This window comes from Sideroxydans sp. (assembly GCF_054604835.1).
This window is the reverse complement of sequence record NZ_JBTSFG010000003.1, coordinates 40,852-55,989: the sequence shown is the minus strand read 5'-3', so window position 1 is coordinate 55,989 and position 15,138 is coordinate 40,852. Positions and strand designations below refer to the sequence as shown.

General features: G+C 60.9%; 10 protein-coding genes. 5 read left to right on the top strand and 5 right to left on the bottom strand.

All coding sequences use genetic code 11. The features are described from left to right. Positions 1-18 precede the first annotated feature (18 nt). The 3 genes from radA (at position 19) to ACYCZ5_RS05850 (ending at position 4,993) form a co-directional block, all read left to right on the top strand. Entirely contained in the window at positions 19-1,380 is a 1,362-nt protein-coding gene (radA, locus tag ACYCZ5_RS05860; protein ID WP_461543859.1) for a DNA repair protein RadA, read from the top strand. Then, positions 1,377-3,212 (top strand): adenylate/guanylate cyclase domain-containing protein, encoded by a 1,836-nt coding sequence (locus ACYCZ5_RS05855; RefSeq protein ID WP_461543858.1) that lies wholly within the window; start codon positions 1,377-1,379, stop codon positions 3,210-3,212. The genes radA and ACYCZ5_RS05855 overlap by 4 nt, the downstream gene beginning before the upstream one ends. A gap of 251 nt (positions 3,213-3,463) precedes the next feature. Continuing rightward, positions 3,464-4,993, top strand: coding sequence for a diguanylate cyclase domain-containing protein (locus ACYCZ5_RS05850; RefSeq protein WP_461543857.1), 1,530 nt, complete (start codon positions 3,464-3,466; stop codon positions 4,991-4,993). A gap of 54 nt (positions 4,994-5,047) precedes the next feature. Here ACYCZ5_RS05850 and ACYCZ5_RS05845 read toward each other — a convergent pair whose 3' ends face one another. The 5 genes from ACYCZ5_RS05845 to ACYCZ5_RS05825 form a co-directional block, all read right to left on the bottom strand. Next, entirely contained in the window at positions 5,048-5,392 is a 345-nt protein-coding gene (locus tag ACYCZ5_RS05845) for a copper-binding protein (RefSeq protein ID WP_461543856.1), read from the bottom strand. Positions 5,393-5,404: 12 nt separating this feature from the next. Beyond that, positions 5,405-8,524, bottom strand: a complete 3,120-nt coding sequence (locus tag ACYCZ5_RS05840) for an efflux RND transporter permease subunit (protein ID WP_461543855.1) — start codon at positions 8,522-8,524, stop codon at positions 5,405-5,407. Between the two features lies 1 nt (position 8,525). Further along, positions 8,526-10,010, bottom strand: a complete 1,485-nt coding sequence (locus ACYCZ5_RS05835) for an efflux RND transporter periplasmic adaptor subunit (protein ID WP_461543854.1) — start codon at positions 10,008-10,010, stop codon at positions 8,526-8,528. Then, positions 10,007-11,233, bottom strand: a complete 1,227-nt coding sequence (locus ACYCZ5_RS05830) for a TolC family protein (RefSeq protein WP_461543853.1) — start codon at positions 11,231-11,233, stop codon at positions 10,007-10,009. The genes ACYCZ5_RS05835 and ACYCZ5_RS05830 overlap by 4 nt, the downstream gene beginning before the upstream one ends. Before the next feature lie 108 nt (positions 11,234-11,341). Beyond that, entirely contained in the window at positions 11,342-11,725 is a 384-nt protein-coding gene (locus ACYCZ5_RS05825; RefSeq protein WP_461543852.1) for a DUF2946 family protein, read from the bottom strand. A 149-nt stretch (positions 11,726-11,874) separates the two neighbouring features. Here ACYCZ5_RS05825 and ACYCZ5_RS05820 point away from each other — a divergent pair, with 149 nt between their 5' ends. Beyond that, the gene (locus tag ACYCZ5_RS05820; protein ID WP_461543851.1) at positions 11,875-14,307 is read left to right on the top strand and encodes an acyl-CoA dehydrogenase; all 2,433 of its coding nucleotides are present in this window, start codon (positions 11,875-11,877) and stop codon (positions 14,305-14,307) included. After that, the gene (locus tag ACYCZ5_RS05815) at positions 14,304-15,128 is read left to right on the top strand and encodes an SDR family oxidoreductase (RefSeq protein ID WP_461543850.1); all 825 of its coding nucleotides are present in this window, start codon (positions 14,304-14,306) and stop codon (positions 15,126-15,128) included. Before ACYCZ5_RS05820 ends, ACYCZ5_RS05815 begins: the two co-directional genes overlap by 4 nt. The last annotated feature ends 10 nt before the right edge of the window (positions 15,129-15,138 follow it).

The window sequence follows — 15,138 nt, the reverse complement described above, 5'->3', positions numbered from 1 at the left end:
AAGCGTTGACAGGAAGACATGGCAAAAGCAAAGACGATCTACAGTTGTACCGAGTGCGGCGGACAGTCCCCCAAGTGGCAGGGCCAGTGCCCGCATTGCGGTGAATGGAATACGCTGGTCGAATCGGTGGCGGAAGCCGCACCGGCGGCGGGCAAGAACCGTTTCAGTGCCTTGGCGGCATCGGGCAAGTTGCAGCAACTGGCCGATGTGGAAGCGAGCGAAGTGTCGCGCACGCCGACAGGCATCGCCGAGTTCGACCGCGTGCTGGGCGGCGGGCTGGTGGAGGGCGGCGTGGTGCTGATCGGCGGCGATCCGGGTATCGGCAAATCCACCCTGTTGCTGCAGGCTTTGGCGCATCTGTCCGCCACCAAAAAAGTGCTCTATGTCAGCGGCGAGGAATCGGCGCAGCAGATCGCCTTGCGCGCCAAGCGCCTGTCGCTCGATGCAAGCGAAGTGCATCTGCTGCCGGAGATACAACTGGAGAAGATCCAGCACGCTATCACGAGCGAGAAACCGCAAGTGGTGGTGATCGACTCCATCCAGACCGTGTATTCCGAACAACTCACCAGTGCACCCGGCTCGGTGGCGCAGGTGCGCGAATGCGCGGCGCAACTCACGCGCATCGCCAAGAGCGCGGGCGTGACCATCATCCTGGTCGGCCATGTCACCAAGGAAGGCGCACTGGCCGGGCCGCGCGTGTTGGAACACATCGTCGACACTGTTTTGTATTTCGAGGGTGACACGCATTCCAGCTTCCGCCTCATCCGCGCGTTCAAGAACCGCTTCGGTGCGGTGAACGAGCTGGGCGTGTTCGCCATGACCGAGAAAGGCCTGCGCGAAGTGAGCAATCCTTCCGCGCTGTTCCTGTCGCAGCACGGCGCGCAGGTAGCCGGTTCCTGCGTGATGGTGACGCAGGAAGGGACGCGCCCCTTGCTGGTGGAGATCCAGGCGCTGCTCGATGATTCCCATTCCCCCACGCCGCGCCGTCTGTCGCTGGGCTTGGAACAGAACCGCCTCGCCATGCTGCTGGCCGTGCTGCACCGCCACGCGGGTGTCGCCTGTTTCGATCAGGACGTGTTCATCAACGCCGTGGGCGGCGTGAAGATCACCGAGCCGGGCGCCGACCTCGCCGTGCTGCTCGCCATCGTCTCCTCGCTGAAGAACAAACCGCTGCCTGAGAAGATGGTGGTGTTCGGCGAAGTCGGGTTGGCCGGTGAAGTGCGCCCGGTACAGCGCGGTCAGGAAAGATTGAAAGAAGCCGCCAAACTCGGTTTCACCCAAGCCATCATCCCCAAAGCCAACGCGCCCAAGCACAAGATCGAAGGCATGCAGGTGATCGCGGTGGAGCGGGTGGAAGAAGCCGTGGAAAAGATGCGATGAGCGCCAAGCTGGAAGAGATCCGAGTCGCCATGCTGGCCGCGCAGAAGACCGGCGACCATCTGAAGGAGCACGACCTCGCGCAGGCCGGACTGCGCCTGAGTCCGCATGACGAGTTCTTCCAGTATTGCGCGGTGTTGTCGCTGTCGCGTTGCAATGCCAAGCAGCGCGCACTGGATGCCTTCTACGCCTATAAGCTGCACCTGAGCCAGAACGAATACGTGCGCGCACTGGAGCCGCGCATGCTGAAAGACCTGGCTTTCCTCGAAGTCGACATCTCCCAGCCCAAGCCGTTCGAGGGACTGGGGCGCGAACGTTTCCACACCGCCGCCGTCACCTATCACAAGGCCTATAACCATTTCGGCGGACACTATTCCGCCATCAACGCGGCCACGCTGTACATGCTCTCCGGGTCGGATTCCAGTGCGCGTGCCTTGGCCGAAGTCGCCATCGAACTGGCGCAGCAAGACACCGGCCCGCGCTTCTTCCCGCTGGCGACTTTATCCGAAGCCTATCTGTTGCTGGGTAAACCCATAGCGGCCGGTGCGGCGATACGCGAGGCCGCGAGTTTCAACCAGAACAATCTGCTCACCCGTGCGCGCATGAATCGCCAGTTGCGGCTGGTGTGCAGCTACATGGGCATAGACCCGCAGATCGTCGACCCCATGCTGCCGGAGACCGTGCTGCATTACTGCGGACACATCTTCGACGGTCATCGCCCGCTGGATGGAACAGAGGAGACCGCATTGCAGCAGCGCATCGATCAAGTGCTGCAAGCCAACCATTGTGTGATCGCCTACGGTTCACTTGCGGCCGGTTCCGACATCCTGTTCGCCGAAACCGTCCTGAAGCAGGGCGGCGAACTCAACGTGTGGTTGCCGTTCGCGGTGGATGCCTTCTGCGATATCTCGGTGCGTCCCGCAGGCGAACAATGGGTGGAGCGATTCCATCGCTGTCTGGAGCAGGCCAATCTTGTCTCCTTCGCCACCGAGTCGGACTTCCTCGGCGAGGACGGGCTGTTCAAATACTGTGCCGAGATCGCCATGGGCATGTCCGTTATGCGTGCCGAATCGCTGCAGGCGAAAGTGATGCAAGCCGCCATCTGGGACAGCGTGGTATCCGACCAGCAATCGAGTACCTATTCCAACATCAGCAAGTGGCAGTCACTCGGCCATCGCTCCGAAGTCATCGACAGCCCGGTGCACCTGCCGCGGGCTGTGGTGAGAGAATTCGGTCAGTATCATCCAACCTTGCGACGCGAACCGCACGCCATCCTGTTCTCCGACGTGCGCGGCTTCAGCAAGCTGAGCGACAGCGGTGTGGTGTGGTTCTTCAATGAATTGCACCCGGTGCTCGCTGCCGTCATCGACCGCTACCGGGACGACATCCAGTTCGTCGACACATGGGGCGATGCCATCTATCTGGTCGCGCGCAAAGCCTCAACGGTCGCCCACATCGCCGCCGAACTGAACGACGCGATGAGCACGTTGGACCAATCTTCCCTCGCGCTCGACGAACCGCTCATGCTGCGTATCGGTCTGCATTACGGCCCCGTCTACAAACTCTATGACCATCTGGCGCAGACCGTCACCTACGCCAGCACCGACGTCACCAAGACCGCGCGTATCGAACCGGTCACGCCACCCGGCGAGATATTCGGCACCGAACCGCTGGTCGCCATGCTCGAACTCGAAGGCGAACACTGGGCACGCTACCGCTACGCCGGCACCATCCCCAGCGCAAAAGGCTACGGCGCCTTCCGCATGTTCCACATCAACCCGCTGTCGCGCAGGGAAGACCTATTCTGTTCGCTGGATGGATCGGCGAAGTCATGACCGGCCGCACAGGTGCGACTCAATAACCACTTCGAAGAGACGGGCTTCTATATAGGCCAAGGCATAGTTAGAGTGGGGGTGTGGATGTAGTTCGAAAGGACGATGTGCCTCTCTGCTAGTCGGTGTTAGCATCCAAAATTGCGATGAAGAGCACGTTTTCATGGCGAAAATGGGGCGGCAGGCAAGCAGACGCTTGTGTTGCTTTGCGGTCCCTTGTTACATGGATAGGGCATCAGAAGGAAAGGATGTCTATGCTTCGCAACCTACTCGAAGGATTCATAAAGTGGCGCTCCAAACTGAGTTTCAGGAGCGAGAGTGAACAATCCGGGTATTACAAGACCCTCTCTGCGCAGTTGGAAAAGCGTATGCAGGAACTGGGGGCGCTCAACAATAAACTGCAAGACGAGATCGTCGAACGTAGGAATATTGAACAAAGGCTGAGAGACACCCAGGAAGAGTCGAGAAGGGCACTTGATACCTTGCGGCATCATAAGTACGCGCTTGATCAGCACGCGATCGTCGGGGTCTCTGATGTCAAGGGCAAGATTCTCTATGCCAATGACCAGTTCTGCAAAATCAGCGGATATTCACAGGACGAGCTGATCGGTCAGGATCACAGGATCCTGAATTCGGGTTTTCATTCCAAGGCGTTCTTCCGCGAGATGTACCGCACGATCGCCACGGGCTCAGTCTGGCATGGTGAGATCTGTAACAGGAAAAAGGACGGCGCGCTCTATTGGGTGGCGACCACGATCGTTCCCTACGTGAACGAAGAAGGCAAGCCCGCCGAATATATCTCCATGCGTACGGACATCACTGCGCGGAAGCGGGCTGAGGAAAGTTTGCGCGTGGCGGCGGTGGCCTTCGAAACGCACGAGGCGATCATGATCACGGATGCCGACTCCAGGATAATCAAGGTCAATCACGCGTTCACGGATATCACGGGTTACGGTGAAGAGGAGGTCCTGGGCAAGAATCCGCGCTTCATGAGCTCAGGGCGGCACGACCAGAGTTTTTTCATTGGCATGTGGCAACACTTGTCCACTTACGGTAGCTGGTCCGGTGATATCTGGGATAAACGCAAGAATGGTGAAGTGTTCCCGAAAAGGCTGACCATCACCGCCGTCAAGGATGCCGAGGGGCATACGACGGAGTATGTCGGCATCTTTACGGACATTACTGATCTGAAGCGGTTTGAGGAGGAGATGCGGAATCAGGCGTTCCATGACCCGCTGACGCATCTTCCCAACAGGCGCTTGTTCACGGAGCGCCTCAAGGCAGCCATAGCCGCTTCTGCTCGCAGCGGAAATCTAGGCGCTGTGTTCTTTCTCGATCTGGATCGCTTCAAAGTGCTTAACGATACGCTAGGGCATGACTATGGGGATCTATTACTCATGGAGGTGGCGCAGCGCATCAGGGCGACAGTTCGCGAGGTGGATACGGTCGCCAGATTGGGCGGGGATGAGTTCGTGGTCCTCATCGAGAACGTCGGCACCAACGAGGAAGTGGTCGAGCAGAATTTGAGGCTGGTCGCAGAAAAGATCCGCGCAACGTTGGCGATCCCTTATCAGCTCAAGGATCAGATACACGAAAGTTCACCCAGCATCGGCGTGAAGGTGTTCCGCGGAAACGCGGAGTCGGTCGACGAGCTGATCAAGCGTGCCGATATGGCGATGTATCAGGCGAAGAAGGAGGGGCGCAACACAGTGCGTTTCTTCAACCCGGCGCTGCTGGCATCGCAAACGCCTCATCAGACAACATCGCTGACATTCGAGATTTGAAACCTTTCTAAAGGACGGACACGTGGCCGTTTCCGTCCTTTACGGTGATAGGTTCTACTGTTTCTTGATCTTCTCGATCACCCACTTCTTCTTTTCTCCCTGCATCATCTCGAAATGCACCCGGTCGCCGACCTTGATGTCGTGACCGGCATGACCTTTCAGTTCGAACCACATAGTCATCGCCGGCCATTGCAGTGACGGGATTGGTTCGTGGGCGATCTGCACCTTGCCGGATTTGACCGCTTTCACGACACCCATGCCTTGGTGCATGGCCGCGTGCATGTCATGCGATTGCATATTGTGTGATGACATGTCGTGCTTCATCTCGTGTTCATGAGAGGCCGCCTGGGCAATGCCGATGAAAGCCAGCAGGGTGATAGCGAGTGTGAGTTGTTTCATGGCGAGCTCCTTTCAGTGGGTTGAGGAAAGTTGGTGTTGCTTGACGAGCGCGTAGATGACCGGGATCACCAGCAGGGTGAGCACAGCCGAAGACACCATGCCGCCGACCATGGGGGCGGCGATACGGCGCATCACTTCCGAGCCAGTGCCGCTGCTCCACAGGATGGGCAGCAGGCCGGCCATGATGGCGACCACGGTCATCATCTTGGGGCGCACGCGTTCCACTGCGCCTTCCATGATGGCGGCGTACAAGTCTTGGGCTGAAGGCTGGCGGCCAGCCGCAGCACAGCGGGTTTGCACTTCCTGCCATGCCTTCTCCAGATAGATCAGCATCACCACGCCGGTCTCGGCCGCCACGCCGGCCAGTGCGATGAAGCCGACCGCGACCGCGACAGAGAGGTTGTAATCCAGCAGCCACAACAGCCACACGCCGCCGACCAGCGCGAACGGCACGGACAGCATCACGATCAGCGATTCGGTGACGCGGCGGAAGTTGAGATACAGCAGCAGGAAGATGAGCAGCAGCGTGACCGGGATGACGATCTTCATCTTGGCGATGGCGCGTTCCATGTATTCGAACTGGCCGCTCCAGGTGGCGTAGTAGCCGGGCGGGAAGGTCACTTGTTCGTTCACGGCTTTGCGTGCCTCGGCCACGTAGGAGCCGATGTCACGGTCGCGGATGTCGACATAGATGTAGGCGGAGAGCAGGGCGTTCTCGGTGCGGATGCTGGGCGCGCCTTTGCTGATGCGCACGCTGGCGAGTTGGCCGAGCGGGACCATCGCGCCGTCCGGTGTGGTGACCAGCACTTCGCGCGCGATCTTCTCGGGCGAGTCGCGCAGTTCGCGCGGATAGCGCACGCTGACGCCAAAGCGTTCAAGTCCTTCCACCGTGGTGGTGACGTTCACGCCGCCCAATGCCGAGGCGATCACATCCTGCATCGTGCCGATGCTCAGCCCGTAGCGGGCCAGTGCGGCGCGGTCCGGTTCGATGTCGAGGTAATAGCCGCCGGTGATGCGCTCGGCATAAGCGGAGCTGGTGCCGGGGATGTTCTTCACCACCGACTCGATCTGTTTCGCCAGCCGTTCCATCTCGTTCAGATCCTTGCCGAATACCTTGATGCCGATGGGCGTGCGGATGCCGGTGGAGAGCATGTCGATGCGCGCTTTGATCGGCATCGTCCACGAGTTCGCCACGCCGGGGAACTGCAGCGCCTTGTCCATCTCGGCGATGAGCTTGTCGGTATCCATGCCGTCGCGCCATTCCTCCTGAGGCTTGAGGTTGATCACCGTTTCGAACATCTCCATCGGTGCGGGATCGGTAGCGGTTCCGGCGCGTCCTGCCTTGCCATATACCGATGCCACCTCGGGGAAGCTCTTGATGATCTTGTTCTGCGTCTGCAACAGCTCGGCAGCCTTGGTCACCGACAGACCAGGCAGGGCGGTGGGCATGTAGAACAGCGTGCCTTCGTTCAGCGTGGGCATGAATTCACTGCCCAGTTTCAGTGCGGGATAGATGCTCAAGACGAGCACACCGACCGCGATGGCCAGCGTCGCTTTTTTCTTTGCCAGCACCCAGTGGATGAGCGGGCGGTAGACGGCGATCATCCAGCGGTTGAGCGGGTTCGCGGACTCGGGCCGGATGCGTCCTTTGATGAACAGCAGCATCAGCACTGGTACCAGCGTGACGGAAAGCAACGCCGCGCCCGCCATGGCGAAGGTCTTGGTGAATGCCAGCGGTGCGAACAAGCGTCCTTCTTGTGCTTCCAGTGTGAACACCGGCAGAAAGGAGACGGTGATGATGAGCAGCGAGAAGAAGAGGGAGGGGCCGACTTCCTTACACGCGGCAAGGATGGCATCGAAGCGCGATGACTCATCCTTCATGCGCTCCAGATGCTTATGCGCGTTCTCTATCATCACAATCGCCGCATCCACCATCGCGCCGATGGCGATGGCGATGCCGCCCAGACTCATGATGTTGGAATTGAGACCCAGCGCGCGCATGGCGATGAACGCCATCAGCACGCCGATGGGCAGCATGACGATGGCGACCAGTGCGCTGCGCGCATGCATCAGAAACACCATGCATACCAGCGCCACGATCAGCCCTTCTTCGAGCAGCGTGTGCTTGAGCGTGGCGATGGCGCGCTGGATCAGCTCCGAGCGGTCGTACACCGCGCGTATCGTTACGCCATCCGGCAGACCGGCGGACACCTCGGCGATTTTCTGCTTGATGTTGGCGATCACCTCCAGCGCGTTCTGGCCGTAGCGCGCCATGGCGATGCCGGACACCACTTCGCCTTCGCCATCCAGCTCGGCGATGCCGCGCCGACTGTCCGGCCCGAGCTCGATGCGTGCGATGTCGCGCAGCAGCACCGGCGTGCCGCGCTCAGCTTTCACCACCAGCATCTCGATGTCTGCCTTGCCGCGCAGATAGCCGCGACCGCGCACCATGTATTCGGTCTCGGCCATCTCCAGCACGCGTCCGCCGACATCGCGGTTGCCGTCGCGTATCACCTGCGACACACGGCTCAGCGGGATGCCGTAGGCGCGCAGCTTCACCGGATCGACCGTGACCTGGTATTGCTGCACCTGTCCGCCGATGCTCGCCACTTCGGCCACGCCTTGCGCCTTGGTCAGTTGGTAGCGCAGATACCAGTCCTGCAGGGTGCGCAGCTCGGCGAGGTCATGCTTGTCGCTCAACACCGCGTACTGGTACACCCAGCCCACGCCGCTGGCATCCGGCCCCAGTTGCGGCGACACGTTGCGCGGCAGACGCCCCGCTGCCTGATTCAGATATTCCAGCACGCGCGAACGCGCCCAGTAGATGTCGGTGCCGTCCTCGAAGATGACGTACACGAACGACGCGCCGAAGAAGGAGAAACCGCGCACCACTTTCGAGTTCGGCACCGCCAGCATCGCGGTGGTGAGCGGGTAGGTGACCTGATCCTCAACTACTTGTGGTGCCTGTCCGGAATATTCGGTATAGACGATCACCTGCACGTCGGACAGGTCGGGCAGCGCGTCCAGCGGCGTCTTCATCAGCGCGTAGATGCCGGACAGTGTGATGAACAGGGTGGCGAGCAGAACCAGGAAGCGGTTCTTCGCCGACCACTCGATGACTGTGTTCAACATGTCAGTGTCTCCCATGCTGCGCTTGCAGCTTGGTGATCACCCATTCGCCCTGCCCGCGTTCGACGATCTCGAACTCGATGGCGCTGCCCGGTTTCAGATTCGCCACCAATGACGGATTCGCCAGCGCGAAGTCCATGGTCATGGCCGGCCAACTGAGCGTGGGGATGGGTTCGTGGGTGATGCTGACATTGCCGTCGCCATAGTCTTCCTCCAGCACCCCGGTTGCGCTATGGCCGACCGTCTTGGTTTTCTGCGGGGGCTGGGTGTTGCCCATGCCGCTGAATGCCGCTTGCAGATTGCTCTCTGAATCGAGCAGAAAGTTGGCGCGGGTGACCACTTGTTCGCCTTCCGTCAGGCCGTTGCGCACTTCCACGTAGTCATCGCTGCGCTGGCCCAGGGTTACGACACGCGGCGCAAAGCGCCCTTCATCCAGACGCACCAGCACGGTCTGCTGTGCGCCGCTGTCGATCACGGCCGAAGTCGGTACGGTCAGCACCTTGGCGGCCTTGCCGCCCGCGATCAGTGCTTGCGCATACATGGATGGCTTGAGCGCACCGTCCGCATTACGCAGCACGATGCGCACTTGCCCGGTGCGCGTCATCTCGTTCAGGGTGGGATAGATGAAATCCACTTTGCCTTCGAACATGCGGCCGGGGTAGGCCTCTACCGTGACCTGTGCCGTGTCGCCCCGGCGCAGCTTGCCGATGTCCTGCTCCGGCACATCGGCGATGGCCCACAGCGTGGACAGGTCGGCGATGCGGTACAGCGTCTCGCCGGGCATGAAGCGCATGCCTTCGATGGCCTTCTTCTCCAGCACGATGCCGTTGGCAGGGGCGTAGTAGGTGATGCGCCCGCCATTCAGTTGCGCACCGGCGATGTCCCAGTTCTTCAGGCGCGCGGCGCTGGCGTCGGCCAGGCGTTGCATGCTCTGCTGCGCTTCTGCATCAGCTTCCTTCAGTGATGCCAGACCTTGTTTCGCCAGCGCCAGTTCGCGCTGGGCGGACACCAGTTCCGGGCTGTACACCTCGAACAGGGGTTCGCCTTTGCGCACGGATTGGCCGGTGGTGTTGACGAACAATTTCTCCACCCAGCCTTCGAACTTGGGCGCGATGGTGGTCAGGCGTTGCTCATCGGTTTCGATGCGCGCGTTCAGGCGCAGGCTGGCACCCAGTTCGCGCATCGCAGCCGCTTCGCTCTGCACGCCCAGCTTCTGCACCTTGGCCGCGCTGACGCTGAAGCCTTCCTTGTCCTCCGTTTCCTCGCCCGCATACACCGGGATGTAGTCCATGCCCATCGAGTCTTTCTTGGGCACCGGCGAGGTGTCGGGCAAGCCCATCGGGTTGCGGTAGTAGAGCAGCTTGCGCTCCGCCTTGTTCTCGGCACTCGGCACTTTGGACTCGGTGCTGGACTTCCCATACCAGTAACTGCCGGATGCGACGAGGGCGAGTAGCAGTCCGCCCAGTGCGAGTTTGATCTTGTCGTTCATAGTGATTCTCCCAGCAGGTTTTCGATATCGGCCAGCGCGAGTTGCATGTCGGTCTGCGCGCGCAGCCGTTGCTGACGGATGGTCAGCAGTTGTTGTTGTGCCTGGATCAGCATGGCGAAGCCGGACTTGCCTGTTTCATACGCGGCCAGCGTGGCATCCAGCGAGAGCTGCGCCTGCGGCAGCAGGCGGGTGGCGATCAGTTGCTCGGTGCGGCGTGCGGTCTCCAGTGCGGACAGCGCTTCAGAAAGTGCGGCGCGCTTCTGTTCCAGTAGCGACTGCTTGCGGCTGCTGGCCGCAGACAGTCGTGCTTCCGCCTCGCCTTCGCGTGCGCGGCGGGTGGATTGTTGCAGCGGGATGTTCAGTTCCAGCATCACGTCCCAGCGCGAGATGCTGCCGTTGCTGTGCGTCGGCGCGATGCCCAGCGTCACGTCCGGATAGCGGTCGGCATATTGCAGTTCACGCTGGCGGTCGGCGGCGCGCAGGCTGGCGTCGGCCATGCGCAGTTGCGGGTTCTGTGCGTCCAGCCGTTCGAGCAGGGCGGCCTCGTCCAGTTGCGCGGGCGTCGGCATGGGGCGTGGTGCGGCGGGTTCCGCCAGCTCGGCATTGCCGGGGCGAGACAGCAATGCATTCAGTCGCACATGGCTGTGGTGATGTGCGTTTTGCACGGCGATCAGCTCGGTCTGCAAGCGGGTCTGTTCGAGCTGGATGCGGATCACATCCTGTTGCTGGCCGAGGCCGTTGGCGTAGCGCGTCTGCGCGATCTGCTCCAGCCCGTTCAGCAGTTCCAGCGTCTGCTGCGTCAGTTGCTCGCTGCCGATGGTGTAGGCATAGCGCGCATAAGCCTGCTTGATGCGTGTGGACAGATCCGCCCAGGTGGCGGCGACGCGGCCTTCCGCTTCCTCGCTGCGTGCATCGGCCACTTCGTGGCGCAGGTCGCGCGTGCCGTACCAGGGCAGCTTCTGCATCAGGGTGAACTTGGTGGCCGGATTGCCGTTGCTCACATCCATAGGCTCGATGCGCAGCAGCGGATCGGCCAGCGTGTCGGACGATTCGCTGTTTTGCATCGCTGCCGTCGCTTCATGCCGTACCGCCGCCAGCTCCGGGTTGTGCTCGCGCGCATAGGCCAGCAGGCCGTCGAGGTCGCTGCCCAGCGTCGGTTCGGCTGTCGCGGGTGTCAGCCACAGCGCGCCGAGCAAAGTGAAAATTACTGATACGTGTCTCATGTTCCGCTTCCTGTTGCAGTTGGAATGCAGGCGGACGACCGCGAACGGACGCCGCACGAAGCGGGACGAGTGGGGTACTACGGATTCAACAGACGGACTCGTCCCGCATCAAGCGGCAACGAGAGGGGGCGGAACCAGCGGTGCGGAATGATGGGAGACGAAAGTCTCGGGGATGAAACTGACCGCCTGCGAGGCGATCTCGATGTATTGCAGCGCAACAGCAGGCGCATCGAGGAATGCGGAACCGGCCACATGGCAGATCGCGCAGGAGGTGCAAGAGGACTCTTCCTCGTTACTTGCCTGTATGGTCTCGTGCTGCATCATGCCGTGATCCATCATGTCGTCGTGCGACATGGCCATCATCTCGGACGATTCATGGCAGTCGCCGAGCTGCATCTGCATGGCGAGCGACTCCGCCACGGCGCTGGCGCTGAACAGCGGCAGCCACAGCAGCAGAATTAAGGCGATGAATTTTCTGGATCGCATGGACATGGGGGACAGTGTGGGGAAAGCCGGGCGCTTAGTCAATGAGTTGCTGACATGGTTTCTGTCCGGTGCACATATATATAACCATTGTCGCGGGGGGCGCGATAGGGTTAAAGTTCAACCCAATCCCGCATAACAATAAACGAGGTTAGAAAATGGCGATAACGATCACGGTGGTAGTCCTTGCTGTCTTCCTTTTACTGGCATTCTTCCGATCCTCGATCTGGGGCTGGCTGTTTGCTTTGCTGGTGCTGGTGCCGGTGATCGCTGTCGAGAGCCGCATCTCCGACGGGGCCCTGAAGAACATCTATCTCGCGCTGGTCATCTTTGTGCTGGTGTTCGGTGTGCCTTATCTGCGCCGCCTGCTGATCAGCAATTTCATCCTGAAGATCTTCCGAAAGATATTACCGCAGGTCTCGCAGACCGAGCAGGAGGCGCTGGACGCCGGTACGGTGTGGTGGGATGGCGAGTTGTTCAGTGGTCGTCCGCGCTGGAGCAAGCTGCTGGAGATGCCCAAGACCGGCCTCTCCGAACGCGAGCAGGCTTTCCTCGACAACGAGGTGGAGCAGCTGTGCGCCATGCTGGATGATTGGGACATCACCCACATCCGGCAGGATCTGTCGCCCGAGGTGTGGCAGTTCATCAAGGACAAGGGTTTCTTCGGCATGATCATTCCGAAGGAATACGGCGGACTGGAGTTCTCGGCGCAGGCGCATTCGGCGGTGGTGACCAAGGTCTCCTCGCGCAGCGGTACAGCGGGTGTGACGGTGATGGTGCCGAACTCGCTGGGGCCGGCCGAGTTGCTGTTGAAATACGGCACGCCGGAACAGAAGGACAAATACCTGAAGCGTCTGGCGCAGGGGTTGGAAGTGCCGTGTTTCGCGCTGACTGGACCGTTCGCGGGTTCCGATGCGGGGGCGATCCCGGATAGCGGCATCGTGTGTCATGGCGAATTCAACGGTCAGCAGGTATTGGGCATCCGCCTCAACTGGGAGAAGCGTTACATCACGCTGGCACCGGTGGCGACACTGCTGGGGCTGGCATTCAAGCTGTATGACCCGGAGCATATATTGGGCGCGGAGAAGTCGCTGGGCATCACCTTGGCCCTGATCCCCACCGATCTGCCCGGTGTGCAGATCGGCCGCCGCCACTTCCCGCTCAACTCTGCATTCCTCAACGGGCCGACGGTAGGCAATGATGTGTTCATTCCGATGGAGTACATCATCGGTGGCATGTCGCGCATCGGCCAGGGCTGGCGCATGTTGATGGATTGTCTGTCGGTGGGGCGTTCCATCTCGCTGCCGGCCAGTGCGGTGGGCGGTGCCAAGCTGGCGGCGCGCAGCAGCGGAGCCTATGGCCGCGTGCGCAAGCAGTTCCACATGCCGGTCGGCAAGTTCGAGGGCGTGGAAGAAGCGCTGGCGCGCATCGGCGGCAACACCTATGTGATGGACGCGGCGCGACGCATGACGGCGCTGGCGGTCGATCTGCATGAGAAACCTTCGGTGGTGTCGGCCATCGCCAAGTATCACTGCACCGAGCGCGGCCGTATGGTGATCAACGATGCGATGGACGTGCACGGCGGCAAGGGCATCTGCATGGGACCGGACAACTATCTGGCGCGCATGTACGAGCAGACGCCGATCGGCATCACGGTGGAAGGCGCGAACATTCTCACGCGCAGCCTGATGATCTTCGGTCAGGGCGCGGTGCGCTCCCATCCTTATGTGCTGAAAGAGATGCAGGCGGCGCACGACCAGAACGCAGAACGTGCCTCGCTGGATTTCGACCGGGCTTTCTTCGCGCACATCAGTTTCAGTCTGAGCAATGCGGTGCGTTCGGTGCTGTATGGCTTGTCGGGTGGACGTTTGATCTACGTTCCGACCGGCGCGCCGACGCACCGTTATTACCAGTTGCTGACGCGTTATGCGGCGTCGTTCGCTTTTGCGGCGGATATCGCCATGCTGGTGCTGGGCGGCGGGCTGAAGCGCAAGGAGAAACTCTCGGCTCGACTGGGGGATGTGTTGAGCAACCTCTATCTGTGCTCGGCGGTGTTGAAGAAGTTCGAGGACGACGGTCGTCCGCAGGCCGACGAGCCGCTGTTGCACTGGGCGATGGAAGACGGGCTGTATCGCATCCAGATGGCATTCGACGGTGTGATACAGAACTTCCCCAACCGTTTCTTCGCGCTGCTGCTGCGTCTGGTCGTCTTCCCGCTGGGGCAATGCCGCCAACCGCCTTCCGATAACAGAGGCCACCAGGTGGCGGCGCTGCTGTTGAAGCCGGGTGATGCGCGCGACCGGCTCACCGCGGGCATGTACATCAAGCGCGACGAGCAGGATGCAGTCGGTGCGCTGGAAGCGGCATTGGCCAGCACGCTGGCGTGCGAACCGATGCAGGCCATGCTGGAAAAAGAAGCCAAGGCCGGAAAACTCAAAGCGATGGACGAGATGACGCGTATCGTCGAGGCGCGTGATATCGGCATCATCACGGCTGAACAGGCGATACAGCTGGAACGTGATTACATGCTGCGACGCAAGGTGATCATGGTCGACGATTTCGATGCGCGACAACTGCAGGCGAACGGATGAGCAGCCTGCGCGACAAGGTGGTCTTCATCACCGGTTCCAGTCGCGGGATCGGCAGGGAGATCGCCTTGCGCTGCGCGCGCGACGGCGCAAAGGTGATCATCACCGGCAAGACGGTCGAGCCGCATGCCAAGCTGCCGGGCACCATCCATAGTGTGGCGGAAGAGGTGGTCGCGGCGGGAGGACAGGCACTGGCATTGCAGCTGGATGTGCGCGACGAGCAGGCCATCCACGATGCGGTCGAACAGGCGGCCGCGCATTTCGGCGGCATCGATGTGCTGGTGAACAACGCCAGCGCCATCAGCCTCACGCCTACACTGGAGACACCGGCCAAGCGCCTTGATTTGATGTGGGACGTGAACATGCGCGCCACCTTCCTTGCTTCGCAGGCCTGTATCCCGCATCTGAAGCAAGCGGTGAATCCGCACATTCTCACCCTGTCTCCGCCGCTGAACATGGGGCCGGAAAATTTCGCGCCGCATGTGGCCTATACCATCTCCAAATACGGCATGAGCATGGTGACCATGGGGCTGGCGCGCGAGTTCGCGGCAGCGTGCATCGCCTGCAACTGCCTGTGGCCGCGCACCACCATCGCCACGGCCGCCATCGAATACAACTTCCCCGCAGAGATCCTGCACGCCTCGCGTAAACCTGCCATCGTGGCCGATGCCGCGCATGCCATCCTGATGCGTTCCAGCGATACCTGCAGCGGCAATTTCTTCATCGACGAGGAGGTTCTGCGCGAAGAAGGCGTAAGTGACTTCGAGCACTATGCAGTCAGTCCGGGAGAGCTGCTGTTCGATGATCTGTTCTTGCAGAAATAACAATAAGGGG

Bases quoted from the DNA above. Each gene is read 5' to 3' on its own strand.
- ACYCZ5_RS05820 (WP_461543851.1), top strand. From the start codon at position 11,875: ATGGCGATAACGATCACGGTGGTAGTCCTTGCTGTCTTCCTTTTACTG.
- ACYCZ5_RS05825 (WP_461543852.1), bottom strand. From the start codon at position 11,725: ATGTCCATGCGATCCAGAAAATTCATCGCCTTAATTCTGCTGCTGTGG.
- radA (WP_461543859.1), top strand. From the start codon at position 19: ATGGCAAAAGCAAAGACGATCTACAGTTGTACCGAGTGCGGCGGACAG.
- ACYCZ5_RS05855 (WP_461543858.1), top strand. From the start codon at position 1,377: ATGAGCGCCAAGCTGGAAGAGATCCGAGTCGCCATGCTGGCCGCGCAG.
- ACYCZ5_RS05840 (WP_461543855.1), bottom strand. From the start codon at position 8,524: ATGTTGAACACAGTCATCGAGTGGTCGGCGAAGAACCGCTTCCTGGTT.
- ACYCZ5_RS05845 (WP_461543856.1), bottom strand. From the start codon at position 5,392: ATGAAACAACTCACACTCGCTATCACCCTGCTGGCTTTCATCGGCATT.
- ACYCZ5_RS05830 (WP_461543853.1), bottom strand. From the start codon at position 11,233: ATGAGACACGTATCAGTAATTTTCACTTTGCTCGGCGCGCTGTGGCTG.
- ACYCZ5_RS05815 (WP_461543850.1), top strand. From the start codon at position 14,304: ATGAGCAGCCTGCGCGACAAGGTGGTCTTCATCACCGGTTCCAGTCGC.
- ACYCZ5_RS05835 (WP_461543854.1), bottom strand. From the start codon at position 10,010: ATGAACGACAAGATCAAACTCGCACTGGGCGGACTGCTACTCGCCCTC.
- ACYCZ5_RS05850 (WP_461543857.1), top strand. From the start codon at position 3,464: ATGCTTCGCAACCTACTCGAAGGATTCATAAAGTGGCGCTCCAAACTG.